Here is a 24,797-nt window from a genome sequence, read left to right on the forward strand (position 1 = left end):
TGTGCGGGTGAAGCGCAGGACGTTCGAGGATTTGCTGAAAGAGTGACGGAAAGTGAACTTGGAGGGAGCCGCAGTGGCTCCTTCCTTTTTTACCGACAACAGCGGTACTCTCAGGATATCTATCATCCTGCGTCAGAGGAAATTATGACTAGGCCTGTACCTACGGATAATGAAATCGCAATACGTAACGCCTTAGAGCGTGAATACGGCAGCGAGATTGAGTTTGAGGACCGCGAAGAGGAGGATAGGCCAGACTTCCTTTTCAAGTTGAACGGTCGACTTATTGCGTGTGAGGCCACACAAGTGCCGCAGTCGGAGATTCTTCAATACAACTATAAACGAGGCCTCTACGAAGTAGAGAGAACCAAATCAGTTGGCGTTCAAGTTGTTTGGGCGATTGAACCTCATGTTTGGATTGCAAAGGCAATCATAAGCAAACGCCGGAAGATCGTTGAATACAAAAAGAGGACCGGCGCATCGAATGTCTGGTTGATTGCTCACACTCTGGCCGGGTCAAAGGACAGGTATATTCGCGCTGATCAGCCTTGGCAGTTCCAAATGATGCAATTTGGCGCTGCAAGCGTGGCTCACGGGTTCAAGTCGGTTTACTTTTGGGACGAGGTAAGTGGTTTTTCCGAGGTCTTTCGTCGAGGTCGATCTCACAAGAGACCGGTTCTTGATCTCACGGACGGATACCCAAGCAATGCCTTCACGGTGTTTTCCTCGGGAGAGATCAAAACTTCCGAAGAAGGAGCATCCCCAGTGGAGTATGACTTCGGAGAGATTGAGATTTCACAACTCATAATCCCCCCATTCGATCCCAAGTTTAGAAAGCATCAACCGAAGAGTTCTCCTCCCAAAAGGCAAGGGCTGAGAGCTACCGCATACGATACACATATCGATATGTCACTCTACGATCTCGACTAATTATTTGGGGCTACGGCGGCTTTTTCCGCAATGTTAACCATTTACCGTTTCGGCAACGGGATGAACTCCTGGTCATCACCGGGTGGAAGGTGGAACCGAGGGTTACTTTCCTAAGCCTCAGCCCGTATCCAACCCAAAAGTGTTACAGTGGGTTGTTACAGTGCAAGAAATCAACTACACGTAAGCTACTGATTTTATTTAAACCTATCACCTCAGGACCGCATCCCCTAGGCTCCACCAAAACCTAACAATTCAACTAGATAGCAAGCATTAGAGCGGTGTGACACACAGGTGTGACACAAAATGAAGCTGTATGCGTATCTCTCGCTGTCCAGACATGGGATCTATTACTTCCGTTGGCCCCTGCCCGACACAAAACCAAAACCCCACACTAGACCAAACACCACACGTAGGACCCTTCGGGTGTCTTTGCGTACAAGATGCCCTAAAGAGGCTCGTACTCTGGCACGGCGTATTGCAGCGTGCGGGGACGCAACAAAAAAGCACAAATAACAGTCGGGCATGAACTACGCACAATGATGCCCGGGGTCTCAAGAGTGCTTTGGCAAGGACAAGGGCGCACGGGATAAACTCAGCCCTTTCAGTGAGTCTCAGAGGGAGCGCATGATTGATACCATCCGATACTGCGAATTGGGCCATGAAGACTATGGTGAGAATGCAGCGCACAAAACCGCATCGCAGTCACGGTTTGCTTTTTTTGCATCACAGACCACAATTGAGCGACCCTGTTTCGGGGCGATGAATTGTGTGGCGTTGTATCGTGCGCTTGCGTGCAGTAACGTCCGGCACCATGGTCATCCGGCGATATTCACTTGTTCTATTGGTTGGCGTTCTGGTCATCCTGACCGGCATTGGCGGTGTTGCGCACGCGCTGTCGAAGGGCTGCGTGGGCCTTCACTGTGAGCACCATACGCAACCTTCCGAACACTCAGCATTGGCAACCAGCGGTGACGTCTCGGCTTCAGGTCATCATCATGACCCGGAGAGTTCCGAAACCGGAAAGTGCAATCCCTTTATCTGCCAAGCCGTTGCATTGCCGTTCCAAGTCAGTGAAGTTGCCAAGGGTCGGCGTGATACTGACCCGGAGTTCCATGTTGGAACCCAAGTCAAGCTAAGTGAACCAGACGCACTCTACAGGCCCCCTGACCTTTGAAGCAGCACAAATCCCTGCGGATGTAAGCGACCAGCACGTGCGGTTGTTCGCGATGTGCCGCAGCGTTGCCAGCTTCCAAAATGTCAGGACCAATCCATGAAAAAAAGTCACTTGCTAATCGGCGCATGCGCTGTCGCTGCCGTCGCCGCCTTCATAACTCTTCGCCCCGGCGCAATTGAAGAGGCCGCACCGCATGAAACACGCACAGGCGACGCCATGGTCGCAATTCAGATGCCGGCCATCGAAGGCAATGCCGCAATCGGACAGCGTGTTTTTGAGGTCTCATGCGCGTCATGCCACGGCGCCAATGCGGTCGGCGTAGAGGGCGCCGGGCCGCCTCTGATCCACAAAATTTACGAACCCAGTCACCACGCTGATGAAGCCTTTCACAGGGCGGTTTCACAAGGTGTAAGAAGCCACCATTGGCAGTTTGGCGACATGCCCCCCGTGGAGGGCCTGACACGAGGTGACGTTGCCATGGTGATCGCCTACATTCGCGAAATCCAGCGCGCCAACGGAATAAACTGAGGGTAACCCAATGAAGAAGATCATGACATTCGCGCTTATGGTTGCGCTTGCCAACGGCGCACTGGCGCATTCCAAAATTGAAGAAACAAACCCTGCCAACGGCGCCACGATAACCACTGTGCCCGCTGAAATTGGTCTCAACTTCTCAAAAAACATCCGGCTGACACGGATAGAGATGGCCCATGAAGAACACTCGGCAGTAAGCTTGGATTTGGGCGACCAGACAAGTTTTGGTCAGGCATTCACGATCCCACTGCCGAGCAATGGAACGGGCACCTATGTCATCGAATGGCGGGGTTTGGGTGAAGACGGCCATGCGATGCAGGGCGAGTTTTCCTTTACCGTGGAATGAGCATGCCAGACATCTGGGCGATTGCTGCGATCATCGCAAAGCTGGTGCTCTACATCGGCTTTGCGGGCTCTGCCGGGCTAGTGATTGTTGGATGCCTCTATTCCGGCCTTGTCGCACCGGTGAACCTTGCGATGGCGCGTCAGGCAAGGGCCTTGGCATGGCTTGCTCTTGTCGCGACAGCAGTTGGCTTCTTGCTTCGTGGGGCCGCCTTGACAGGCGGGGTTGACGGCATGGTCGATCCGAAGATGCTTGGCCTGCTGTGGCAGACATCCGTGGGCGACACACTTGTTTATCGCCTTGCAGGCGCAGCGTTGATCCTTGTTGGGCTGTCCGTTCCTCGCTTTAATCAGTGGATCGCGCTGTTGGGTGGCACGATCGCTTTATGGTCGTTTGCGCAGATCGGGCACGTTCCGGAACTGGAGAGCTTTGGTATCCAGCTCCTGCTCCTGCTGCACCTGTTATGTGTAGCTTTCTGGGTGGGCATCTTCAGCCCGCTGCGGAATATGGCCCTTGCTCCTGAACACCTGAAGGATGCTGCTGAACTCGGTCATGTCTTTGGGCAAGCTGCCACTTGGCTTGTGCCGGCATTGATCGTGGCGGGCCTTTGGATGGCCTGGTTGCTTGTCGGCAATCTCCAAGGGCTGCTGTTCACTGGCTACGGGCAGTCGTTGTTGCTCAAAGTGTTTTTTGTGGCGCTGCTGTTGTTTCTTGCCGCCGCAAACAAGCTCCGATTTGTTCCGGCCATGCAAGGTGGAGAGGTCAAGGCAGCGCAACGCCTCGCCCGCTCTATCGAGGTTGAGGCATTGATGGTGTTGGTGGTGCTGGCAACAACGGCAACACTCACGAGTGTTCTGGCGCTTCCGAATTCGGGCCATTAGAGCGGGCCAGACACCGGTGCGCGCGCAATGTGCAGCAATGGCAGCGGCGGTGCACGATCCGATGCGAACAAGGAAGACAATCCTACTCAGGACCCGCCGACCCTTGCCGCGGGGCCTAGCCATTGGGCTTTGGCAAACAGGGTTCAAACAGTGCCACCTGCGCGCCGGTCAACCGTAAGAAATCAAGCTTGTTCACCGCCTGTCTTTCGAACCATCAACACGCGACCTGCCGAATTCACTGGGGTCTGAACCCTGCAGCTGCCCCTCAGAACCTTAATGAAAGACAGGACATGCCACCATCAAGCTTTGCACAATCGGTATTGTCAATTTCAATGACCTCATATCCTTCGCGGTCCAGCATCTCTGCGGTGCGTGGGAAACCAGCGGCCATCAGCACCAGATTGTTGAACCGGATCGCGTTTGCCGCTGCCTCCTCTCCGTCAGCAACATGCAGCACCCGGTAGCCTTCGAAGCAGCCCGAAGCGTCCAATCGCCGGGTCGCAAGAATTGTCTCGGCATCCATCAGAGAACAATCCGTTTTGAAGTGCAAAACGCCCTCGGGCGTGAACACTTCCCGCAGTTTGTGACCCCATTCCGAGGTGATTTTCGCCAGTTCCTCAACACCTTCCGCGTCAGTGCGGTCTGACCGGCCCACAAGAATTTCGCGGCCGGTTACAAGGATGTCTCCACCCTCGATATGGCCGGGACCATTGATCTGTGTGACCGTTTCATAGCAGGCCAGCAGTGCCGGGGCGATCTCGGCCACTTCCCCCATTCGCGAAGGCGCGCCCGGCCGCATCAGCACAGCACCCTGCGGCAGGCACAGTGCCGTATCTTCCACAAACTGCGCGTCAGGGAACGCATCCAGGGGATCAAGCTCGATCACCTCGGCCCCGGTGCTTTTCAGTGCTGCCACGTATGCCCCATGCGCGGCCGTCATCCCATCGAAATCCGGGTTTCCGATATCTTCTGCGCGCAATCCGTCAGCAATGGTCGGTGCCGGGCGGCGAGTGATGGCGCGGGAAAACTCAAAAGTTGGGTCTGACATGTTTCAATCTCTCTGAGGTTCGAATTTTCGGGCGGTGACTTCGATCATCGCGGGCCCGCCCATGGACGCCATTTCGCGTAATGCATGCGCGACGGCCTGCGGCTTGTCGGGAACCCGGGTGTGTGGAATGCCAAAGGATCTGGCCGTTGCCGCAAAATCGGGGGGTGTGGGATCACATCCAATGACCGTCACGCCTGCATCCTGCATCGATGTGGCGATTTCCCGGTACCCGTGATTGTTCCAGATCACGAAAGTGACCGGCAGGTTTTCGTCTACCGCGGCCATTGCTTCCGGCATTGAAAACTGCGCCCCGCCATCGCCGACGATGCATATTACCCGCGCCGTTGGATCGGCAATCGACGCACCGATGGCTGCGGGTATGCCATAGCCAAGCGCACCATACCCCGTTGCCGCATTGAACCAGCCACCAGCCCGGTCGTGGTCATAGTAAAGATTGCCGGCATAAATGGGCTGGGTGGAATCCCCGACCATCAGAGCATTCGGAGACGCCGAGCGCATTGCATTCAGTATCTCCACCTGTTGGCGATAATCCGGACCAATCTCCTGCCAGGCCGCATTGCGCGTTTTTCTGGCACGGTCCGCACCGTCGCTTTGCTGTGCCCTCTGCGGCAGGGCCTGACACAGGGCTGGTACGACCAAGCCGACGTCACCTTGAATGGCAATCGCTGCCTCATGCCGTGAAAGCTGATCGCTGCACCGATCAACCCGTATCAGGTTTGGCAGTCTTGCAAACTGACCGGTGGCATACATGTCATAGTCGGTCGGCCCCAGCTCGGTTCCCAAGGCCAGAACGCAATCGGCGCTTTCCAACAATGTGCGCACCGCGTTCAGGCTGGGGCTGGCCGGAACGGTCAGGGCATGTCCGTGCATCAGGCCGCGCGCGTTGACGGTTTGCACAACCGGAGCATCCAGAGCTTCGGCCAGTGCCTGCAATCCCGCCTCGGTACTTTTCGCGCCGCCGCCCGCCAGAATGACGACTTTCTTTGCCTCAGCCAGTTGCCCTGCGGCCTGCCTGATCAATGCCGGGCTGACCGGAGGATCAGGTTCAGGCGTCTCGACTGCTGTTTCCTGATAGTCCGCCGCTGCGACATCCAATGGAACCTCGATATGCGCCGGCCCGCAGCGACCATTGCTGAGGCCGTGAAAAACGCGGTCCAAAACTGGGGCCAGAGCGCTGGGGCCGGTGACCTGTTCGGACACCAACGCAACCGTTTTCGCCAACCCGATTTGGTCTGGCAATTCGTGCAGATGCCCCAAGCCCTTGCCAAGCGTTCCGGTTTTGTTGACGCCGGACACCACCAGCATCGGTATTGAATCGGCCCGCGCCTGCGCCATCGGCGTCAGCGTGTTGGTCAATCCGGGGCCGGTGATCACAAAGGCAACACCCGGTTTACCCGACACGCGGGCATAGCCATCGGCCATGAAACCCGCCCCCTGTTCGTGTCTGGGCGTCACATGTCGTATGCCCGAAGCGGCAAGCCCTCGGTACAGTTCCACCGTGTGAACGCCCGGAATTCCGAAGACGCAGGTCACATCCCGCTGGCGCAGCCCGGCAACCAGAGCTTCGCCAATTGTCACACCGCTCATGCGACCTCGCGTGATTTGCTGTTGGCGTGTTCGATGATACGGGAAACCGCAGTACCAAAATCCGTGTCATTGATCGTCAAAGCGACCCGCACCCAGTCCTTAAGGCTGTCACCAAAGGCGGATCCCGGCATGACGGCCACCCCGGCCTGAAGCAGATCCCAGGCATAGGCTTCGCCATCCAGCCCGGTGGCAGAGACATTGATGAGTGCGAACATTCCCGCCTCGGGCCGGTGAACTTTCAGATCCGTTTCTGCTTGAAGACGATCGGCCAACAGGGTCGCGCGGCCAGAAAAGCGGGCGGCCATACCGGGCGCAACCTCGGACCCGTCACGGATCGCCTTTTCGGTCATGTCCGCGATGAACGGTTGATTGCCAAAAAGCATGGTCTCGGAATAGGGCAGCAACGCTTCGCAGAACGGGGCGGGCCCGACACACCAGCCGCTGCGGAACCCCGGAGCGGCATGAGACTTCGAGATGGATGATACGCCAATGACGCGATCCGCCAGTTCCGGATCAGCCAATGGTGAAACAAATCGGGCACCGTCAAAGATCAGTTCTTCATAGACCTCGTCCGAGATGATCCACAAATCACGCGCAATCGCCAGCTGCCCGATCTCGGCAATGTCCGCGGCGGTCAGAATCGCGCCCGTCGGGTTATGCGGCGTTGTCAGAAGAATGGCGCGGCTGCGCGGAGTGATGCGGGCCGCGATATCTGCGGCCTGCATGCGAAACCCTTTCTCGGGCCGCAGCGGTACGGGCACCATCTCGGCCCCGGATGCACGAACAACACCTTCATAGGTCGCGTACATCGGATCGCCGACCAGAACTTCGTCGCCCGCCTCGGCGACCCCGGCCATGGCTGCGAACAAGGCGGTTTGTGTGCCGGGAAAGCACAGAAAATTCCCGGGCTCGAAAGCCCGCCCGCGAGAGGCAGAATAGCGCGCAGCCAGCGCATCAAGCAGCCCTGCTTCACCGCGCCCGTTGGAGTACCCTGTCCGCTGCGCCCGCAATGAGGCAACGGTGGCTTCGACCAGCGCATCCGGCACCGGCACGTCCGGTTCTCCTATCGTCATTTCGACGATGTCCGCTCCGGCCTTGATCAGGTCGCGGGCTTTCAGATGTACGCCCCATTTGGCACCACCCAAGCCCGCCAACCGTTCTGTCACCGATGTGGTTTTCATGACTGCTCCACCTCTTTGGTCAATGGAATCCCGACGATGGCGCTGACGGAATCCAAACCGATCCGCGCCAGTTGGCCTTCGCAAAACGCATCCGGAAGCGCGCCCCCTTCAAGCCACAGGCCGTCGATCACCGCGTTGCAGGCGATGGCCAGTTGCATTGCCTCTGACGCATCAACCGAACGCCCGGTTTCCTGCAATGCCGCGACGATCAGCTTCTCGAGGTGATCCCGGAAATAGTCATAGGTTCGCTGGTGAATGCGCTGCATTTTCGGGTCATGCTGCACCTTGTTCAGGAAACCCGCCCACAACGCCACGGCGCTTGGATCGACGATCGGCGGTCGTAGTGACGCGTCGACGAAGTTGGTCAACTGAGAAACCGCGCATCCGGTTCCTGATGACGCCGCGGTCTGGTCCGTCAGCGTATTCATGTGGTGCTCATATGCCGCCTGAACCAGTTCGTCCTTGGATGAGAAATAGTGCCGGATCAAACCTTGGGTCACATTCGCGCGGGCTGCGATCTCGCGCACCGTGGCACCCCGAACGCCCATCTCGGCGATCAGGTCCAAAGTCGCCAGAATCAGCGCCTCGCGGCGAAACTCGGCAGACTCACGTTTGAATTTGCGGCTGTCGTCCTGCACGTCAGTGTCATCCATGGCACGGAGTTATTATACACTTGCATAATTGCGAGATTCGGGGCTTACTGCAAGCTGAAATCAGAAGATTCTTGGATATGGACACAGCCAAAGCAGTTGCACCCGCACCCGAAACAACCACGCCTGACGAGGCGATCAAGGTTGAGGATCTGCACAAATCCTTTGGCACGCTGGAGGTTTTGAAAGGCGTATCCCTGACCGCAAACAAGGGGGATGTTGTTGCCATTATCGGGGGGTCAGGCTCTGGAAAATCCACCATGCTGCGCTGCATCAACTTTCTGGAAACGCCGAGTTCCGGAAAGATAACCATCGGCGGTGAACTGGTTGAAATGCACACCGATGGCAGCCCTTCCAACCGCCGCCAGATCGAACGTATCCGCACGCGTCTGGCCATGGTTTTCCAGCAGTTCAATCTGTGGACACACCGCACGCTTCTGGAGAACGTGATCGAAGTGCCGGTGCATGTCCTAAGGGTGCCAAAGGCCCAGGCGATCGCGCGGGCGCATGAGCTGCTGACGCGGGTGGGCCTTGGCGACAAGGCTGACACCTATCCGGCCTATCTTTCGGGTGGTCAGCAACAGCGCGCCGCCATTGCCCGGGCGCTTGCAGTCGATCCTTCGGTGATGCTTTTCGATGAACCCACGTCGGCGCTTGATCCCGAGCTTGTTGGCGAAGTTCTGACCGTGATCCGCGATCTTGCCGCCGAAGGGCGCACAATGCTGCTCGTCACCCATGAAATGAAATTCGCACGCGAAGTCGCAGACCACGTTGTCTATCTCTTCGAGGGCCGCATCGAAGAGCAGGGCCCACCTGCCGAGGTCTTCGGAAACCCAAAATCAGAGCGCCTGAAGCAGTTCCTCAGCTCGGTCGCCTGAACCTAAAAAACAAAACAAAATGAACCAAAAGGGAGTATCAAAATGAACGTCAAGAAACTGCTCGTGTCCGGCCTTGCCGCCGCTGTCCTTTCGGCTGGTGTCGCCAGTGCAGAAGAGGTCAAGATCGGCATCGCAGCCGAACCTTACCCGCCATTCGCATCACTGGACAGTTCAGGCAATTGGGTCGGCTGGGAGATCGATGTCATCAATGCGGTCTGCGCCGCTGCGGAACTTGACTGTGTCATCACGCCGGTCGCCTGGGATGGTATCATCCCGTCGCTGACCGGACAGCAGATCGACGCCATCATGGCGTCTATGTCGATCACCGAAGAGCGGCTGAAAACCATTGATTTCAGCGATCCTTACTACAACACACCTGCCGTCATCGTCGCGGACAAATCGATGGATATCGAAGCGACCCCCGAGTCGCTGGCCGGTAAGGTTGTCGGCGTTCAGGCGTCGACCATCCACCAGGCTTATGCGCAGGAATATTTCAAGGATTCCGAACTGAAGGTTTATCAAACTCAGGATGAGGCCAACCAGGACCTGTTCGCAGGTCGTATTGACGCCACTCAGGCCGACAGTATCGCCATGGCGGACTTCGTGAACTCGGATGCCGGGGCATGCTGTGAAATCAAAGGCGCCGTCGCAGATGATCCGGCCATCCTGGGCCGGGGCGTTGGTGCCGGTGTTCGCAAGGGCGATGATGACCTTCTTGCAGCGCTGAACAAAGGCATCGCGGCAATTCTTGCCGATGGAACGCACGAGAAGATCACTTCGAACTATTTCTCGGCCAGCATCTACTAAGCGGCTGCCGTGACCGGACTGTTGGAATCGCTTGGATTGGCGCAGAGCGCAGAGCTTCTGTCGCTGTCGCCACCGGGTTGGGGGGGCAATCTGCTGCGCGGATTGTCCCACTCATTGCAGATCGCTTTTGGTGCATATGCGCTCGGCCTCGTGATCGGATTGTTCGGAGCCTATGGCAAGCTTTACGGCGGGAAGGTCACGCGCGATCTTCTTGCCATCTACACGACCGTGATCCGGGCCGTGCCGGAACTGGTCCTGATCCTGATCCTGTATTACGTGGGATCTGACATCATCAACAAAATCTCTGCTGCAATGGGCGGAGGTCGGGTCGAGGTCAATGGCGTCGCTGCGGGCATTTGGGTTCTGGGCGTTGTACAGGGCGCATATGCAACCGAGATTCTGCGCGGAGCCATACAGGCGGTTCCACCCGGACAGATCGAGGCCGCCAAATCCTACGGGATGCCCGCCTTCATGACCATGCGCCGCGTGACGATCCCCGCCATGATGAGCTTTGCCGTACCCGGTCTGGCCAACTTGTGGCTGATCGCCACCAAGGACACCGCCCTGCTCGCGGTCGTGGGATTCAACGAACTGACACTGGAAACCCGGCAGGCCGCCAGCAGCACACGCGCCTATTTCACCTTCTTTTTGGCGGCGGGTTTTCTCTATCTCATGGTCACCCTGTTTTCGGGCGCCATCTTCGCGCGGATCGAAAAATGGGCGCGTCGCGGTCAACCTTCTCTGAAAGGAGGTGGCAGATGATCGATCTCAGGTCCTTGATGCAACCCCATCGCATCGTGATGATGCTGATCTTTGCGGGGATCGTGATCTGGTGTGCCATGTCTTTGCGATGGGACTGGTTGCCAAAATACGCACCGCTTGCGTTGCACGGAATCTGGACCACGCTCTGGCTGCTTGTTGTCACCGTCGTTCTCGGGTTTCTGCTGGCCGTACCACTCGGGTTGGCCCAGGCCGTTGGGCCCTGGTATCTTGCGGCCCCCGCAAAGGCATTTTGCACCGTCATTCGGGGCACACCCCTGCTTTTGCAGCTTTGGTTGCTGTATTACGGCCTCGGCTCATTGTTCCCTCAATTCCCATGGATACGATCGTCCGAGCTTTGGCCGTATCTGCGTCAGGCCTGGCCTTATGCGGTGCTGGCCTTGACGCTTTCTTATGCCGGCTATGAAGGTGAGGTCATGCGCGGAGCCTTCAAAGGCGTTGCCAAGGGCCAGCTGGAGGCCGCCAAATCGTTCGGCATGCCCAGGCTGACGATGTTCCACCGCATCTGGCTGCCGCAGGCAATCCGCAACGTTCTGCCGACCCTGGGCGGTGAAACCATCCTCCAGTTGAAGGCGACGCCCTTGGTCGCCACGATTACGGTGGTGGATATCTATGCCGTGTCGTCCCGGGTGCGGTCTGACACGTTCATCATCTACGAGCCGCTCATCCTGCTGGCCGTATTCTACATTCTCGTTGCCGGTATTATTGCCCTGATGTTCCACTGGCTGGAAGTGAAGGTGCTGGGAACCGGACGCCGAAATGGGCCAGCCGGATAGTACAAGCCGGAAGTAAAGCGAGATCCACGGCCCCACTCCGGGCACAGATTTCGTCGGCGCGTTTTCAGGCCGATTGAAACCATGGGGCCACGATCAAGACGGTTGCCCGAAATGATTTAGGGAAGGTTCGGCTTGCAGGCCCCTGCGGCGAGGCACTGGCAGCCTAGGGCCAGAGCCTGACTTTCTTATCCATTGCACAACGACCTGGAACACCGTGCCGCAATCGTCTGGTCGGCGCAGTGGCGGATGTCACGAAGCATTGCAAACTTGCCCCCCTCGTCCTTTGGGGCCCGTTGCACAAGACGTGCATTCGGCACAGCCCCGACAGAACCTAATGTCGCAAACCCGTATTCAGATTTGAGCCAACGACCATCATTTTTTGGGGTGAAACACCTTTGATCGCGCGAATGGGCAGTATCTGCCCTGAACGCGGATCATGGTGAGCCACGAACTGGTCATACCCATCGGGTCTGTTTGCCAATCAGAATAACGCTTAGATCGCCAGATACTCCTCACGAAGACCGGTGTCCTCAAGCACTTCTTTTGCCGTTCCGTCGAACACGATGGTACCGGTGTCAAGAATGATCGCGCGATCCGCCAGTTCCAAAGCGCGCACAGCGTTCTGTTCAACGATGATCGTGGTCATACCCTGCTGCTTGACATGTATGAGGGTTTTTTCGATTTCGTCGACGATAACAGGCGCCAAACCTTCATACGGCTCATCCAAAAGCAGCACCTTGATGTCCCTGGCAAGCGCTCTGGCGATTGACAGCATCTGCTGTTCGCCACCCGACAGTGTAATCCCTTCCTGCTTCCTGCGCTCACCGAGACGCGGAAACAGCTCGTAAAGCCGTTCAAGGGACCATCCGATCGGAGGCGCAATCTGTGCAAGTTGCAGATTTTCTTCGACTGTCAGGCCGGGAATAATGCGCCTGTCTTCCGGTACAAGACCAAGGCCAGCCGCTGCTGCTTCATAGCTTGTCATGTTGTGCAGCGGTTTGTGGTCCAACCAGATTTCGCCATGTCTTACTTCGGGTTCTCCAACCCTTGCAATCGAGCGCAGTGTCGAGGTTTTGCCCGCACCGTTGCGCCCAAGAAGCGCAAGAATCTCGCCTTCATGCACATTGAAGCTGACACCCTGCACGATATAGCTTTCTCCATAATAGGAGTGCATATCCCAAACGGAAAGAAACGCAGGGGCGGTGCTGGCCATATTGGCGTTTTTCGAAAAGTCAGGTTTCTCGTTCATAGCTTGTCCTTACGCAGCCTCGCCCAGATAGGCTTCGCGAACCTTTGGGTTTCCGCGGATGTTTTCAGGAGTATCTTCAACCAGGGGTGTCCCCTGGGCCAGAACAGTGATGCGTTCGGCAAGGCTGAAGACAACATGCATGTCATGCTCGATGATCGCGATGGTGATGTCGCGTTCTTCCTTGATCTGTTTCAGCAGGTCGATCGTGTTGTTGGTATCCGCCCGCGCCATCCCCGCCGTCGGTTCGTCCAGCAGCAACAGCCTCGGATTCTGGCTGAGACACATGCCGATCTCGAGCCGGCGCTTGTCGCCGCGCGACAGCGAGGCCGCGTGCATCTCGCGCTTGTCGGCCATGTTCATCTCTTCCAGCATGGCTTCGGCCTGTTCAACAACAGCCTTTTCGTTGGCGATGGTCTCGTATGCATGCATCCGGAACGCGCCATCCCGCATGGCGAAGATCGGGATCAACATGTTCTCCATCACCGTCAATTCACCAAAAATCTCGGGTGTCTGAAACACGCGGCTTATGCCCATCTGGTTGATCTGGAAGGGCTCAAGCCCCAAGACCGAAGCGTTGTCGAACAACACGGACCCGGTGTCTGGCATGAGCTTGCCGACCAGACAATTCAGCAAGGTCGATTTGCCCGCCCCATTGGGCCCGATGATTGCGTGAACCGAATTCTCCTCGACGCTGAGATTCACGTCCGTGAGCGCCTTGAGACCGCCGAAGCGCTTGCTGACGTCTTTGACTCTTAGAATTGCCATGGCTCGCCCCTTATTCCGCCGGTTCCGTTTTGCCCGACGTCGCGTCGTCGGGTTTTGATTTCTTGCGCTTGAGCCGGTTCAGCAAACGCTGACCACCTTCGACAAGACCACCCGGCAAGTAGATAACGACAAGCATGAAAAGAATGCCCAGCGTCAGATGCCAGCCCTTGCCGATGAACGGATGGATCAAGAAAACCACCGCGTCCTCCAGCCCGTCCGGCAGGAATGCAAACCAGCTGTGCAACACGTTGTCGTTGATCTTCGAGAAGATGTTTTCGAAGTACTTGATGAAGCCCGCACCCAGCACCGGCCCGATCAGTGTGCCGGTGCCGCCCAGGATCGTCATCAGAACGACCTCGCCCGATGCGGTCCACTGCATACGTTCGGCACCTGCCAGCGGGTCCATTGCGGCCATCAGCCCACCAGCCAGGCCGGCATACATGCCAGAGATGACAAAAGCTGCCAGCGTGTAGGGTTTCGAGTTCAGGCCGGTATAGTTCATCCGCTGCTGGTTTGATTTGACGGCCCGCAGCATCATCCCGAAAGGTGAACGGAAAATTCGGATGGACAGATAGAACACCACCATCATGATCACCGCACACAGATAGTATCCCGCGTTGAAATCAAAGCTCCATGCGCCCACGTCCAGCGTGTAGGTTGCGCGCATCGGCAACCCGAACAGATGCGGCAGGTCCGGCGAGTTCGCCCCTTGCAGAATCTGTGGATCATCCGCGTAAACCTGCAATCCCGTTTCCCCGTTCGTCAGGTTGAATTTGGGGTTGGACAACACCGAATAAGCCAACGCAAAGCTCATCTGAGCGAATGCCAGCGTGAGGATCGAAAAATAGATGCCCGACCGGCGCAGGCTGACGAACCCGATCAGCAATGAGAATACCCCGGCGACCACAACGCTGAGTGCGATGGCCGGAATGATATTGTAACTCAGCAGCTTGAACATCCATACGGCGGAATAGGATCCAACGCCCAGAAAGGCTGCGTGTCCGAACGACAGGTATCCGGTAAGGCCGAACAGGATGTTGAAGCCGATGGCAAAGATGCCAAAGATGACAAAGCGCTGCATCAGATCCGGATAGCCAGCGTTGAACTGCGCCATGGCGCTGCCTTCCGGGAACGGATTCAGGATGAAGGGTGCCAGCATCGTAAGGATGCCGACGATGATCAGCAGGCTGGTATCTTTTTTGTTCAGTCCCAACATCGATTATTCCTCCATCACGCCTTTGCGTCCCATCAAACCGCGCGGGCGTGTGAGCAGCACAATAATGGCAACAAGGTAGATGATGATTTGGTTGATGCCCGGGATCGTCGTCGTGGCCCAGGTCGTAGAGGCGAAGCTTTCGAGAATGCCCAGCAGAAAACCAGCCAGCACCGCGCCGGGGAGAGACCCCATGCCACCAACAACAACCACAACGAAGCTGAGGACCAGAAAATCCATCCCCATGTGATAGTTTGGTGGGTTGAGCGGCCCGTACATGACGCCCGCCAAACCGGCCACCGCGGCAGCAATACCGAACATGATCGTAAAGCGCCGGTCGATGTTGATCCCCAGCAAGCCCACAGTTTCGCGATCCGCCATGCCGGCACGCACAACCATGCCGAAGGTGGTGAATTGCAGGAATGAGAAGACGGCACCGATTATGGCAACTGCAAAGCCAAAATAGACGAGGCGCCAGATCGGGTAGATGATCGCGTTGGGATCAAACCCGATCATGGTGCCAAGATCGATAGAGCCACTCAGCGCGTCGGGCGGCGGGGTCTGGATGGGGTTGGCACCGAAGAAATACTTTACGATTTCCTGCAACACGATCGCCAGGCCGAACGTGACAAGGATCTGGTCCGCGTGGGGGCGTTTGTAAAAATGCTTGATAAGCCCGCGTTCCATCACATAGCCAACCGCCAGCATGATCGGGATCGCAAACAGGATTGCCAATGGAACGGACCAGTCGATGACCGTCGCCCCGAACTCCGGGCCGAACCATGCCTCGACATAAGGTGTTTCCACCTTCAGCGGGTTGCCAAGAAAGTCGGTTTGGCTCTCGTCGATGGTTACAAAGCTCAGGTTCATGAGCTTTTGCAAAGTGACGGCACAGAACGCACCGATCATGAACAGGGCCCCATGGGCAAAGTTCACAACGCCGAGCGTCCCAAAAATAAGCGTCAGCCCCAGCGCAATCAGCGCATAAGCCGACCCTTTGTCCAGACCGTTCAGAATTTGCAATAGGATGGCGTCCATTGGCCCACCTCAGGGTTGGTCAGTGTGAATTGAGTGGCACAACAGGATCAACCCTGCTGTAGATGTCTGGCCACCATTTTGGCGGCCAGACTTTGATACGCGGTCTTATGCGCCCGGGTTACACTCACCCAGTGCGCCACCGGCAAACATCGGATGCTCCGGATCGTATTCGACCTGCGCGCGTGGGGTGATCTCGACGATCTCCAGCGTGTCATAGGCGTTGGTCGGGTTCATGTTGCCACGCACGACCAGCACGTCCTTGAAGCACTGGTGATCCGCGCCGCGATACCAGGTCGGGCCGTTGCCCAGGCCGTCGAACTCGAAGTCTTCCAGCGCTTCAACAACACCGCATGGGTTGAACGTACCGGCACGCTCGCAAGCATCAGCATATAGCAGAACCTGTGCATAGCAGGTTTGCGCCGAGTTGGACGGCGGCTTGCCGTATTTTTCGCCGAAGGACTTCACGAAGGCTTTGGTGCCTTCATCCTGCAACTGCCAGTTCCAGTTCATCGAACCCAGCACGCCTTTGATGTTCTCGCCAGCACCGGCGGCCATCAGTTCCGAATACAGCGGCACGACGATCTTGAAGTCCTTGCCGTTTGCGACTTTGTCGAGCAGGCCGAACTGAATCGCGTTGGTCAGCGAGTTCACCATGTTGCCGCCATAGTGGTTCAGAACCAGAACGTCCGCGCCCGAGTTCAGAACCGGAGTGATGTAGGACGAGAAGTCTGTTGACGCGAGTGGCGTTTTGACGGTGTTGACCGTTTCCCATCCCAGGGCTTCGGTCGAGGCGACGATGGACTCTTCCTGGGTCCAGCCCCAGTTGTAGTCCGCCGTCAGGTGATAGGCGCGGCGGTCATTGCCCATCTCGGCAGCCAGCACCGGCGCAAGCGCAGCGCCCGACATGTAGGCGTTGAAGAAATGGCGGAAACCATTGGCCTTCTTGTCCTTGCCGGTCGTGTCGTTGGCGTGGGTCAGACCCGCCATAAAGATCACACCCGCTTCCTGACACAGGCCCTGAACCGCAACGGCCACGCCCGAGGACGACCCGCCGTTGATCATGATCGCACCGTCTTTTTCGATCATCGACTTTGCGGACGCACGTGCGGCGTCTGACTTGGTCTGGGTGTCACCTGTGACGAACTCGACCTTCTTGCCGAGGATGCCATTGCCCTTCAGCGCCTTGGACGTGAAGGTGTTCAGGCAACCGCCGTCACCCTCTCCGTTCAGGTGTTCCACCGCCAGCTGTTGCGCCAGCAGCTCGTCATTGCCCTCTTCCGCATACGGACCGGTCTGGGGAACATTGAAGCCCAGGGTCACGGACCCTCCGGTTGGTTCGTTGGTGTAAGCGGCCGCCGACGAAGCCGTGAAGATCGTAGGCAGGGCCAGACCGGTGCCTGCAACGGCACCAGACTTCAACACGCCGCGGCGTGTGACAGATTTGTTGGTCATTAATTCCTCCCATTTCCCTTTCTCTCGTCGTCTGGCTCCTCTTCCAGCAGACGAAAGCGCACTTATGTGCATTTCAATAATGGAAAGGCGGTGGAAAATTTCACAACAAATTACTGGATTTGAAACAAAATTTTGTAAACGTATTGACGAAAATCAAGATTGGTTGAAAAGCTTTTTCGTTTGCTTGCATTTAAACATATATTTTTCATATATTTAAATGTAAATATCGGTGACACATTTGTCAGGCATGACACCAATATTCGTTCTCTGCGGCACCAAAAGCCGATTTGCAATACAAAGCCAGCATTTTCAACACGCTGAATGGAAACAAGCTCTTCGCTCATCTGACGGTCCAGTTTGATTGTTGGCGCATGATCGTCCACGAGTCCGCCGTTATGATCATATCCTGCACGCGTGGGCGACATCCCAGTGCGCCGAGCGGTCTTTCGTGCTCCGGTGTTCCGTCCATTCCGCGATCAGTATCCGTTTGCCTAAGCCACCACCCTAATTTCGGATGCTGACGTCCGCTGTGACTTGTCAAGCCGGTGCGGGGCGCGACAGACCATTGGTTAGGGAACCAATACCGCTGCCCCTTGCAATCGTCCGGCGCTCAGATCCGCGAGGGCTGTGTTGGCGTCCTTCAGTGAATATCTTTGGGTTCGTGTCTGGATGCCTGCGGCTTGGGCCGTTGCAAAAAACTCCTCACCATCCTGACGCGTCAGGTTCGCGACAGACAGAATTTGGCGTTCCCCCCAAAGATCTCTGTAGGGAAAGGAAGGAATGTCGCTCATGTGAATTCCGCCGCAAACCACGCGGCCGCCCTTGCGGACAGCTTGCAGCGCTTTGGGCACAAGGGACCCGACGGGGGCGAATATGATTGCAGCATCCAGTTCCACCGGTGGTCGTTCGTCGGACCCACCAGACCAAACCGTGCCAAGGTCACGCGCAAACTCCTGCGCCTCGATATCGCCGGGCCGGGTCAGCGCATATACATTCCGGCCCTGCCAGACGGCCAGTTGTGCAAGGATATGCGCGGCGGCTCCGAAGCCATAAAAGCCGATATTCTTGGCATCCTGGGCCATTCGCAGACAGCGAAACCCGATAAGCCCGGCACATAACAACGGCGCCAGTGCAACCGGATCGGCAATCTCTGGCAAGGCAAAGACATACCGTGCATCCGCAAGGCAGGCTTCGGCAAATCCACCGTTTCGCGTGTATCCCGTGAACACCGGCGCGTCACACAGGTTTTCCTGTGCGCGGCGGCAATACGGACATTTACCACAAGTGGACCCAAGCCAAGGCACGCCCACGCGCTGACCGGCATCCAGCCCTGTTACGGCATCCCCCTTTCGAACGATCCGCCCAACGATTTCGTGGCCCGGAACAAGTGGAAGTTCAGGATGTTCGAGGTCACCATCGACGATGTGAAGATCCGTGCGGCAGACACCACAAGCCTCGATCTGGATCTCGATGTCATGAGGGCCCGGCGCCGGAAGTTCGATGTCTTCCAGTCTCAGCGCGCGGCCGGCCTCGTTCAAAACCATTGCGCGTGTCATGGCCCAACTCTCCAGATACATCCGCCCGAAATCATCTGTGTATTGCCTCTTTTCGTTGCAAATTGCGGGCTTGGCCTTTGACAGAGCCGCAAAAGTGGCACAGGGTTTCGACGACCTGCACGATAACACACCTGCGCCGCAGCAAGGCTTGATCCATCGCAAAGTCCCAGATCCAACTCGGCGACCAAAATCTCAACTGCACCTGAAGGGCTTGCGCTGGATATCCAAAGCAGATCGACCGGGCACTGACGGGTCTGACCCTCGCCACCGGTTTCAGGTCTGATGAATGTAGCTGCCCGGCGCTTTGGGCAGGTTTTCAGCCCCCCTTCGTTTTCCGCCCATCGGCGGCGGCGCAGTTTCGCCCGATGAACGGTCTTTGATCCAATCCACCATCGCTGGCCACCAGGAACCTTGCTTTTCTTCGGCCGACTCGAACCACTCATCCGGCGAGGTATACAGCGCGTCGGCCGGCCTGTGGCCCAACCGATAGTGGCGGTGCTTGTGCCCCGGCTCGCTCAGGATGCCGCCATTGTGACCACCGTTGGTCAGCACGAATGTAAGATCTCCGTCGGTAAACAGCCGAATTTTGTACACTGATCGCCACGGGGCAATGTGGTCGGATTCCGTTCCGACCACAAACATGGGTACGCGTATATCCTTGAGCGCAACAACCCGACCTTCGACTGAAAAGCGCCCAGCGCTCAGCCGGTTTTCCAGGAACAGACCGCGCAAATACTCGGAGTGCATTCGCGCCGGCATCCGGGTCGTGTCATTGTTCCAGACGGTCAGATCCGTAGGCAGGTCGTCTTCACCCAGAAAATAGCGGCGCACAGCCCGGGCATAGATCAGATCTTCGGCGCGGATTGTCGTGAAAGTTCGCGTCATCTGAGGGCGGTCAAGATAGCCCTGCAACCACATCAGATCTTCGACAAAAGCGACCTGGCTGTCATCGATAAACAGCAAAAGCTCACCGGCTTCGGCAAAATCAACCTGCGCCGCCATCAGCGTAACGCTTGCAAGCCGGTCATCGCCATCGCGTTGCATCACCGCAGCTGCAATCGCCAGAAGTGTGCCCCCCAGGCAATACCCATTGGCGTGGATCTTTTTACCCGGAACGATTTTCTCGATGGCCTTGATCGCGGCCATGACACCGTTCAGGCGATAATCCTCAAGGCTGAGATCAGCCTGATCAGCGGTGGGATTGACCCAGGAGATCATGAACACGGTAAAGCCCTGCTCGACCAGATACCGCACCATGGAGTTTTCCGGAGAAAGGTCGAGCACATAGTATTTCATGATCCAGGCAGGCACGAAAAGGATCGGCTCCGCCTGCACGCGCTTGGTGCGTGGAGTGTATTGAATCAGCTCGAACAGCGCGTTGCGATAAACGACCCTGCCGGGGGTCGCGGCAATGTCTTTACCGATTTCATACCCCTGAGGGGCAGGTTCGTGCTGTTGCGTTATGGTATGGGCAACATCCTCAAGAAAGTGGGCGGCGCCCTCTATCAAATTGCGACCGCCGGTCTGGAACGTGCGATTGATGATTTCCGGGTTTGACCACGGAAAGTTCGAAGGAGAGACAAGATCAAGTGCTTGGCGAATCTGAAATTGCGCGCGTTCGGCGTCGCGGGGGGCGATGCCGGGCATTTCGTCCGTTGCGGCCTGCCACCAATCCTGTGCGCTCAGAAAAGCCTGCTGCCAAAGGGAAAATGGCGCCTTGTGCCAGCCGGGCGCATTGAAACGGTGATCCTGCTTGCGTGGCTGAAAAGGCGGAGTGGCCTTCGCACCGGGCGCCATCTCGCTGGCATAGACCCAGAGTTTGGCCGCATCGCGTGCCGCGCGCTCTGTCAGTTCAAGCTGGCGTCCGGGTGAACGACCCAGGTGCAGGGCCCAATCCATCCAGGTGGCCATTATCGAATGCGGGGAAACACCGGCGGTGGCACGGGCAAGGGCCGCGCGCGTTGCGCGATCAAGTTTCTCATAGGGGTGTGGCGGGCCATTCTTGCCGGTATCTGCCGCACAAACCCCGGCCTCGGCAGACAGCTTGTCAGGTGAGAGTTCGGTCATCTGGGTTCTCCGATCCGGGCAGAATGCTTAAATGCTGCAAGCCTAAATCCATCTGTCCACCAAGCCCCGGACCGACCAGTCAACCGCCCATTTTGACTGGACGTACTTGATGCAGCGCCGGACCTGGCGAGGCTTCCTGAAATGGACGCAAGCGCTTGGGAACCCGTGTTGCCGGGCGCCGTTCGCTATTTTGGCAACATAAAGAACTCTTCGAGTACAATCTTGCCATCCTCAACGGAATAAATGGCAATCTCGCTAAGGTTCATTCTTTGTCCGGTGTCTTTCTGCACGACCTCGGCATTGAAACGCACGCCAAAGCGATTGGGCGGATGAACAAAAGGACCATCTGCCGTAAGCGTTTGGATTTCATGCGTTTTCAGCCAGTCTTCCCGCTTTGCTTTGATGGCGTCGCGACCCTTTGTAATCCGAAATTGCCGCACCGGAGGCACAACCGCCTCTATGGATTGAGCGTTTTCCGCGTACATCTCGTCAACACTTGCCAAGCCATTGCGATCACGCATCGCCTGAACAAATGTCCGCCCAATTTCGACCAGTCTTTCCATGCAAGACCTCCTGATACATTGGTGACTGTATCTCGTCGGGCCGCATCCAACTTTGACAAAGATCAAAATGAGACGGTTCTGCAAAGATTGGCCACCGGGCTTGCTTCGGAACAGGTAGAACTGCACCTTGTAAATTTGGACGCAACAAGTAGCCGCCATTCGTTGGGCAAGATGTGATCCTACGGGTCTTGGCGCATCTCAACTCTGTACCGGACGACACCATACTGCTCGAAACTGGCAACAACCCTCCTGCCGATATGCACTTGACGCCAGCTCAGGGCAGGAAGGTGCCGGCCCCTGCCCCTGATACTTCCGGGTGCTGAAGAGCGTGAATTAGTATGGGAACCCTATTTCTGCATGCCCCTTGTTTCAGACGGCAGCTCTCGGAAAAACAGCCTGTAGTCGCGCGCGAACTGGCCCATATGCCAAAATCCGAGCCGGTTTGCAGCATCGGTTATCGTTCCGTTGAAAGACCCCGTTAGAAGGTCCTCGCGAACACGATTCAACCTGAGACGCATATAATACGACTTGGGGCTTTGTCCGAACTGTTCCTTGAACGCGCGATCCAGAGTTCGCCAAGACGCCCCGCTTTCTTTACAAATCTCTTCAATTGAAATCGGGTCTTCCAGATTGGCAACCATAAGATCGGTTGCGCGATCTAGGGCACGCCGCCTGGTGCCCGCCTGACTTCTGTCAAAATGCGCTTCGTCGTCGGTCAGGATAACCAAGGCTTCAAGCATCAGGGCCTGCTCAGCCGCCTCAGACCACTGCGCATCAACACTGTTAAGAAGCCCGGCTACGCGACCCTCCAGATTCGCCATGCTGGCCAAACCTGCTTTGGACCTCAGTCTGTGGGCATCCGGGTTGTCGCGCGCCAGGTGAAATCCGCAGGACTCTGCAAAATTCTCCAATCTTTGGGTTTGGAAGGAAATGACATTTCCCGTGAAACCGGCCGTCGAAATACCGTCAAACCCATCACTGTCACCGAAGGACAGGAATGCGTTATCGGTTACGTCCTTTGCCTGCCATTTGTCGACCGCACCATTTGACGGAATCCCGAACGTCATCCAGCCCTTGGGCGAAACACCACGTTGATGAACGCGTTGGTTCATCGCGATGCTGAGAGCGGAGACCGATCGCCCTGAGCGCACCCTTATGGACGTCGACAACCGACCGGGATCGAGCTGTCGGAAGTCTATCTCCCACGGCGTGATTTCCCCGATTTTGTTGGGGTGTTCGAAATTCAGCACGGCTGTGGGCGTAACCCCGTCTGATACGGAAGGGACACCCTTTTGCGAATTTGGCGAATTCTTGATGTGGTCCATTCCCAGAGCCTGACACTTTACCGGTAATGTAGCGAATTCGAACCGCGGGGAGTCAAGTGTCAGCAAAAACTCCAAACCTCGCCACCATGGGCCGACCACGGCTTCCTGAGGCCGATGCCCGATCAGAGCGCGTGGTGACGTTTCTAACGCCACCAGAACACCAGCGGTTATCTGAGCTGGCGCATCATTCAAACCAATCTCTTTCAGCAAAATGTCGCGACCTGATTGTTCAGGCGATGAACTTCAGGAGCACCAAAGGGGGAACGAAGAATGACTAATGTTGTCCAAAGGACTGGCATCGCAGCCTGTTTGCTAGCAGCGTTGAGCACCACACAATCGGCCGCACAACAAGACGCGATTGTGCATGACGGTGAATTTGCGTTCCTGCGCGCCCAATTTGGCGAGCAATGGGATGCGCAGGACGTCGAGATTGATGCGAGGCTGGCTGAACTTCGGGAAGCCAACGGCGGCAAACCCCCGAATTTCCTGTACATCCTCATCGATGACATCAGCTTCGGCCAGATGGGCGAACGCAAACTCAACTATGTGATGGGCATTGAAACCCCGAATATCAATGACTTTGCCAGCGAAGGCATGTCGTTGATGCGGATGTACACCGAGCCCTCATGTACACCCACTCGTACGGCCATGCTGACCGGGCGCCACCCGATCCGGGCCGGCGTGGAAGAGGTGAAAGTGGCTTTGGTGGGGGAAGGGCTTCCTGCCAGCGAAGTGACTCTGCCGGAAATCCTGAAACAGGCGGGCTACAACACATCGCATGTCGGCAAATGGCATCAGGGCGATATCGAAGAGGCCTATCCGCACAATCAGGGCTTTGACTGGGCGGCCTTCCCGCTGCATCAGCAGGTTCAGCTGAGCCTGATGACCCGCGAGGCGATGCAGGCGAACAACATGTTGGGATACCACGCGTCGGGACAGAACAATGCCCTTCTGCTGGATGAGCGTTTCAAGCCCTATGGTTTGGTGACAGGTGTCGAAGCCGAGGCCGGAGGGCAAGCCCGCGAGGTTGACATGGCCGCAGGTGAAGAATGGACCCAAGCCAAATACGAAGAGATGAACGAGCGCTACCAGATGCAGGCAATTGAACAGCTCGAGCGTGTCGCAGCCTTGGATGAGCCGTTTTTTCTGCAATACTGGCCGCTTTATCCGCTGAACTTTGTCTATCCCGATCAGGCGCTGTCACGTAACGGCGGCTTCCACGCGGACAAGTTGCAGCTTCTGGACGGTTGGATCGGCGAAGTTCTCGACGCGCTGGAGAAGACCGGCGAGGCGGACAACACCATCGTCATGATCATGGCCGACAACGGGTTGATGTACCATTACGAAGGAACATCCGGGCTGAACCAACTGATCTATCGCGGCGGCAAGACCCAACATCTCGAAGGGGGTGTGCGCACTGATGCATTCATTCGCTGGCCCGGTGTGATCGAGGCTGACAGCGCCGCCGGTGACATTTTTCATGTGTCGGATATCTACACGACGATGGCGCGTATCGCTGGCGCCACCGACTATATCCCGCGTGATCGGGTGATCGATGGGATCGATCAGACGGCCCTGCTGCTGGAAGGCGAAGGCAATGGGCGACGCGACTACGTTTATGTGTACGAGGGCCCGGTTCTTCGCTCGGTCGTGAAACAGGAGTTCAAGATGCACCTGCCTGCGCCGGGCGCGCCCGGAGCCGCCGCGCCAACGTACAACATCTATCGCGACCCGCGCGAACTGCATCCGCTGGTCGGGTACTCCCTCTGGGCCGGCGCATCGTTCCAGGACATGATCAAGCGACATCAGAAGATGATCACCAAGTATCCGAACTCGGAAATCGGTAAAGACGTCCCCTATGGCGGCATCGAGAACCTGCGCCCCGAAAGCGAAAAGGCGCGGCAGGTTTTCATGAGCTGGCAAGAGTGAAGCCTTGATGGCGCGCGGAACCTGCCCGCGCGCCAACGACAACCTATGCAGTC

At 56.9% G+C, this 24,797-nt stretch carries 24 protein-coding genes; 10 read left to right on the forward strand and 14 right to left on the reverse strand.

The window, feature by feature from the left end:
* Nucleotides 1–144 precede the first annotated feature (144 nt).
* The 5 genes from FIU92_RS13225 to FIU92_RS13240 all read left to right on the forward strand — a co-directional run bounded on the left by FIU92_RS13225 (nucleotide 145) and on the right by FIU92_RS13240 (nucleotide 3,859).
* Entirely contained in the window at nucleotides 145–927 is a 783-nt protein-coding gene (locus tag FIU92_RS13225) for a hypothetical protein (protein WP_152459061.1), read from the forward strand.
* Nucleotides 928–1,230: 303 nt separating this feature from the next.
* Nucleotides 1,231–1,440, forward strand: a complete 210-nt coding sequence (locus FIU92_RS23205; RefSeq protein ID WP_371419717.1) for a DUF6538 domain-containing protein — start codon at nucleotides 1,231–1,233, stop codon at nucleotides 1,438–1,440.
* 757 nt (nucleotides 1,441–2,197) lie between these two features.
* Nucleotides 2,198–2,629, forward strand: coding sequence for a cytochrome c (locus FIU92_RS13230; protein WP_152459062.1), 432 nt, complete (start codon nucleotides 2,198–2,200; stop codon nucleotides 2,627–2,629).
* Nucleotides 2,630–2,639: 10 nt separating this feature from the next.
* Nucleotides 2,640–2,981: a copper resistance CopC family protein gene (locus FIU92_RS13235; protein ID WP_152459063.1), complete on the forward strand. Its 342-nt coding sequence runs from the start codon at nucleotides 2,640–2,642 to the stop codon at nucleotides 2,979–2,981.
* 2 nt (nucleotides 2,982–2,983) lie between these two features.
* Nucleotides 2,984–3,859 carry a copper resistance D family protein gene (locus tag FIU92_RS13240; RefSeq protein ID WP_152459064.1) on the forward strand — a complete coding sequence of 292 codons (876 nt, stop codon included), beginning with the start codon at nucleotides 2,984–2,986 and terminating at the stop codon, nucleotides 3,857–3,859.
* Between the two features lie 265 nt (nucleotides 3,860–4,124).
* Here FIU92_RS13240 and FIU92_RS13245 read toward each other — a convergent pair whose 3' ends face one another.
* From FIU92_RS13245 to FIU92_RS13260, 4 genes are read right to left on the reverse strand one after another with little or no spacing between them, the layout of a single operon-like run.
* Nucleotides 4,125–4,907, reverse strand: coding sequence for a dimethylarginine dimethylaminohydrolase family protein (locus tag FIU92_RS13245; protein WP_152459065.1), 783 nt, complete (start codon nucleotides 4,905–4,907; stop codon nucleotides 4,125–4,127).
* A 3-nt stretch (nucleotides 4,908–4,910) separates the two neighbouring features.
* Nucleotides 4,911–6,515: a 5-guanidino-2-oxopentanoate decarboxylase gene (locus FIU92_RS13250; RefSeq protein WP_152459066.1), complete on the reverse strand. Its 1,605-nt coding sequence runs from the start codon at nucleotides 6,513–6,515 to the stop codon at nucleotides 4,911–4,913.
* Nucleotides 6,512–7,696: a pyridoxal phosphate-dependent aminotransferase gene (locus FIU92_RS13255; protein WP_152459067.1), complete on the reverse strand. Its 1,185-nt coding sequence runs from the start codon at nucleotides 7,694–7,696 to the stop codon at nucleotides 6,512–6,514. Before FIU92_RS13255 ends, FIU92_RS13250 begins: the two co-directional genes overlap by 4 nt.
* On the reverse strand, nucleotides 7,693–8,349 hold the full coding sequence (locus FIU92_RS13260) for a TetR/AcrR family transcriptional regulator (protein WP_152459068.1): 657 nt from the start codon (nucleotides 8,347–8,349) through the stop codon (nucleotides 7,693–7,695). Before FIU92_RS13260 ends, FIU92_RS13255 begins: the two co-directional genes overlap by 4 nt.
* 77 nt (nucleotides 8,350–8,426) lie before the next feature.
* Here FIU92_RS13260 and FIU92_RS13265 point away from each other — a divergent pair, with 77 nt between their 5' ends.
* The 4 genes from FIU92_RS13265 to FIU92_RS13280 are packed head-to-tail and all read left to right on the forward strand — an operon-like array spanning nucleotide 8,427 to nucleotide 11,587.
* On the forward strand, nucleotides 8,427–9,224 hold the full coding sequence (locus FIU92_RS13265) for an ABC transporter ATP-binding protein (RefSeq protein ID WP_152459069.1): 798 nt from the start codon (nucleotides 8,427–8,429) through the stop codon (nucleotides 9,222–9,224).
* A gap of 42 nt (nucleotides 9,225–9,266) precedes the next feature.
* A complete protein-coding gene (locus FIU92_RS13270) occupies nucleotides 9,267–10,031 on the forward strand; it encodes a transporter substrate-binding domain-containing protein (RefSeq protein WP_152459070.1) in 765 nt (254 codons plus the stop codon).
* Between the two features lie 9 nt (nucleotides 10,032–10,040).
* Nucleotides 10,041–10,793, forward strand: a complete 753-nt coding sequence (locus FIU92_RS13275; protein WP_152459071.1) for an ABC transporter permease — start codon at nucleotides 10,041–10,043, stop codon at nucleotides 10,791–10,793.
* Nucleotides 10,790–11,587: an ABC transporter permease gene (locus tag FIU92_RS13280; protein WP_152459072.1), complete on the forward strand. Its 798-nt coding sequence runs from the start codon at nucleotides 10,790–10,792 to the stop codon at nucleotides 11,585–11,587. The genes FIU92_RS13275 and FIU92_RS13280 overlap by 4 nt, the downstream gene beginning before the upstream one ends.
* Before the next feature lie 493 nt (nucleotides 11,588–12,080).
* Here FIU92_RS13280 and FIU92_RS13285 read toward each other — a convergent pair whose 3' ends face one another.
* The 10 genes from FIU92_RS13285 to FIU92_RS13330 all read right to left on the reverse strand — a co-directional run bounded on the left by FIU92_RS13285 (nucleotide 12,081) and on the right by FIU92_RS13330 (nucleotide 23,007).
* On the reverse strand, nucleotides 12,081–12,836 hold the full coding sequence (locus tag FIU92_RS13285; protein ID WP_152459073.1) for an ABC transporter ATP-binding protein: 756 nt from the start codon (nucleotides 12,834–12,836) through the stop codon (nucleotides 12,081–12,083).
* Between the two features lie 9 nt (nucleotides 12,837–12,845).
* Nucleotides 12,846–13,601, reverse strand: coding sequence for an ABC transporter ATP-binding protein (locus tag FIU92_RS13290; protein ID WP_152459074.1), 756 nt, complete (start codon nucleotides 13,599–13,601; stop codon nucleotides 12,846–12,848).
* A 10-nt stretch (nucleotides 13,602–13,611) separates the two neighbouring features.
* Nucleotides 13,612–14,817 (reverse strand): branched-chain amino acid ABC transporter permease, encoded by a 1,206-nt coding sequence (locus FIU92_RS13295; RefSeq protein ID WP_152459075.1) that lies wholly within the window; start codon nucleotides 14,815–14,817, stop codon nucleotides 13,612–13,614.
* Nucleotides 14,818–14,820: 3 nt separating this feature from the next.
* Nucleotides 14,821–15,852, reverse strand: coding sequence for a branched-chain amino acid ABC transporter permease (locus tag FIU92_RS13300; RefSeq protein ID WP_152459076.1), 1,032 nt, complete (start codon nucleotides 15,850–15,852; stop codon nucleotides 14,821–14,823).
* 105 nt (nucleotides 15,853–15,957) lie between these two features.
* Nucleotides 15,958–17,304: a substrate-binding protein gene (locus FIU92_RS13305; RefSeq protein ID WP_152459077.1), complete on the reverse strand. Its 1,347-nt coding sequence runs from the start codon at nucleotides 17,302–17,304 to the stop codon at nucleotides 15,958–15,960.
* 110 nt (nucleotides 17,305–17,414) lie between these two features.
* Nucleotides 17,415–17,729, reverse strand: a complete 315-nt coding sequence (locus FIU92_RS13310) for a hypothetical protein (protein WP_152459078.1) — start codon at nucleotides 17,727–17,729, stop codon at nucleotides 17,415–17,417.
* Nucleotides 17,730–17,873: 144 nt separating this feature from the next.
* A complete protein-coding gene (locus FIU92_RS13315) occupies nucleotides 17,874–18,860 on the reverse strand; it encodes a zinc-dependent alcohol dehydrogenase family protein (RefSeq protein ID WP_152459079.1) in 987 nt (328 codons plus the stop codon).
* Nucleotides 18,861–19,133: 273 nt separating this feature from the next.
* Nucleotides 19,134–20,927 (reverse strand): alpha/beta hydrolase, encoded by a 1,794-nt coding sequence (locus tag FIU92_RS13320; RefSeq protein WP_152459080.1) that lies wholly within the window; start codon nucleotides 20,925–20,927, stop codon nucleotides 19,134–19,136.
* A gap of 185 nt (nucleotides 20,928–21,112) precedes the next feature.
* Nucleotides 21,113–21,490, reverse strand: coding sequence for a nuclear transport factor 2 family protein (locus tag FIU92_RS13325; RefSeq protein WP_171118898.1), 378 nt, complete (start codon nucleotides 21,488–21,490; stop codon nucleotides 21,113–21,115).
* A 347-nt stretch (nucleotides 21,491–21,837) separates the two neighbouring features.
* Nucleotides 21,838–23,007 carry an AraC family transcriptional regulator gene (locus FIU92_RS13330; protein ID WP_152459082.1) on the reverse strand — a complete coding sequence of 390 codons (1,170 nt, stop codon included), beginning with the start codon at nucleotides 23,005–23,007 and terminating at the stop codon, nucleotides 21,838–21,840.
* A 78-nt stretch (nucleotides 23,008–23,085) separates the two neighbouring features.
* On the opposite strand from FIU92_RS13330, the gene FIU92_RS13335 reads away from it, so the two are divergent.
* Nucleotides 23,086–24,744 (forward strand): sulfatase-like hydrolase/transferase, encoded by a 1,659-nt coding sequence (locus tag FIU92_RS13335; RefSeq protein ID WP_152459083.1) that lies wholly within the window; start codon nucleotides 23,086–23,088, stop codon nucleotides 24,742–24,744.
* The last annotated feature ends 53 nt before the right edge of the window (nucleotides 24,745–24,797 follow it).

The sequence above is a fragment of the Ruegeria sp. THAF33 genome, from assembly GCF_009363615.1.
Classification (GTDB): domain Bacteria; phylum Pseudomonadota; class Alphaproteobacteria; order Rhodobacterales; family Rhodobacteraceae; genus Ruegeria.

Coding starts and splice junctions, on each gene's coding strand:
- FIU92_RS13225 (WP_152459061.1), top strand. CDS start 145: ATGACTAGGCCTGTACCTACGGATAATGAAATCGCAATACGTAACGCC.
- FIU92_RS23205 (WP_371419717.1), top strand. CDS start 1,231: ATGAAGCTGTATGCGTATCTCTCGCTGTCCAGACATGGGATCTATTAC.
- FIU92_RS13230 (WP_152459062.1), top strand. CDS start 2,198: ATGAAAAAAAGTCACTTGCTAATCGGCGCATGCGCTGTCGCTGCCGTC.
- FIU92_RS13235 (WP_152459063.1), top strand. CDS start 2,640: ATGAAGAAGATCATGACATTCGCGCTTATGGTTGCGCTTGCCAACGGC.
- FIU92_RS13240 (WP_152459064.1), top strand. CDS start 2,984: ATGCCAGACATCTGGGCGATTGCTGCGATCATCGCAAAGCTGGTGCTC.
- FIU92_RS13245 (WP_152459065.1), bottom strand. CDS start 4,907: ATGTCAGACCCAACTTTTGAGTTTTCCCGCGCCATCACTCGCCGCCCG.
- FIU92_RS13250 (WP_152459066.1), bottom strand. CDS start 6,515: ATGAGCGGTGTGACAATTGGCGAAGCTCTGGTTGCCGGGCTGCGCCAG.
- FIU92_RS13255 (WP_152459067.1), bottom strand. CDS start 7,696: ATGAAAACCACATCGGTGACAGAACGGTTGGCGGGCTTGGGTGGTGCC.
- FIU92_RS13260 (WP_152459068.1), bottom strand. CDS start 8,349: ATGGATGACACTGACGTGCAGGACGACAGCCGCAAATTCAAACGTGAG.
- FIU92_RS13265 (WP_152459069.1), top strand. CDS start 8,427: ATGGACACAGCCAAAGCAGTTGCACCCGCACCCGAAACAACCACGCCT.
- FIU92_RS13270 (WP_152459070.1), top strand. CDS start 9,267: ATGAACGTCAAGAAACTGCTCGTGTCCGGCCTTGCCGCCGCTGTCCTT.
- FIU92_RS13280 (WP_152459072.1), top strand. CDS start 10,790: ATGATCGATCTCAGGTCCTTGATGCAACCCCATCGCATCGTGATGATG.
- FIU92_RS13285 (WP_152459073.1), bottom strand. CDS start 12,836: ATGAACGAGAAACCTGACTTTTCGAAAAACGCCAATATGGCCAGCACC.
- FIU92_RS13290 (WP_152459074.1), bottom strand. CDS start 13,601: ATGGCAATTCTAAGAGTCAAAGACGTCAGCAAGCGCTTCGGCGGTCTC.
- FIU92_RS13295 (WP_152459075.1), bottom strand. CDS start 14,817: ATGTTGGGACTGAACAAAAAAGATACCAGCCTGCTGATCATCGTCGGC.
- FIU92_RS13300 (WP_152459076.1), bottom strand. CDS start 15,852: ATGGACGCCATCCTATTGCAAATTCTGAACGGTCTGGACAAAGGGTCG.
- FIU92_RS13305 (WP_152459077.1), bottom strand. CDS start 17,304: ATGACCAACAAATCTGTCACACGCCGCGGCGTGTTGAAGTCTGGTGCC.
- FIU92_RS13310 (WP_152459078.1), bottom strand. CDS start 17,729: ATGTCGCCCACGCGTGCAGGATATGATCATAACGGCGGACTCGTGGAC.
- FIU92_RS13315 (WP_152459079.1), bottom strand. CDS start 18,860: ATGACACGCGCAATGGTTTTGAACGAGGCCGGCCGCGCGCTGAGACTG.
- FIU92_RS13320 (WP_152459080.1), bottom strand. CDS start 20,927: ATGACCGAACTCTCACCTGACAAGCTGTCTGCCGAGGCCGGGGTTTGT.
- FIU92_RS13325 (WP_171118898.1), bottom strand. CDS start 21,490: ATGGAAAGACTGGTCGAAATTGGGCGGACATTTGTTCAGGCGATGCGT.
- FIU92_RS13335 (WP_152459083.1), top strand. CDS start 23,086: ATGACTAATGTTGTCCAAAGGACTGGCATCGCAGCCTGTTTGCTAGCA.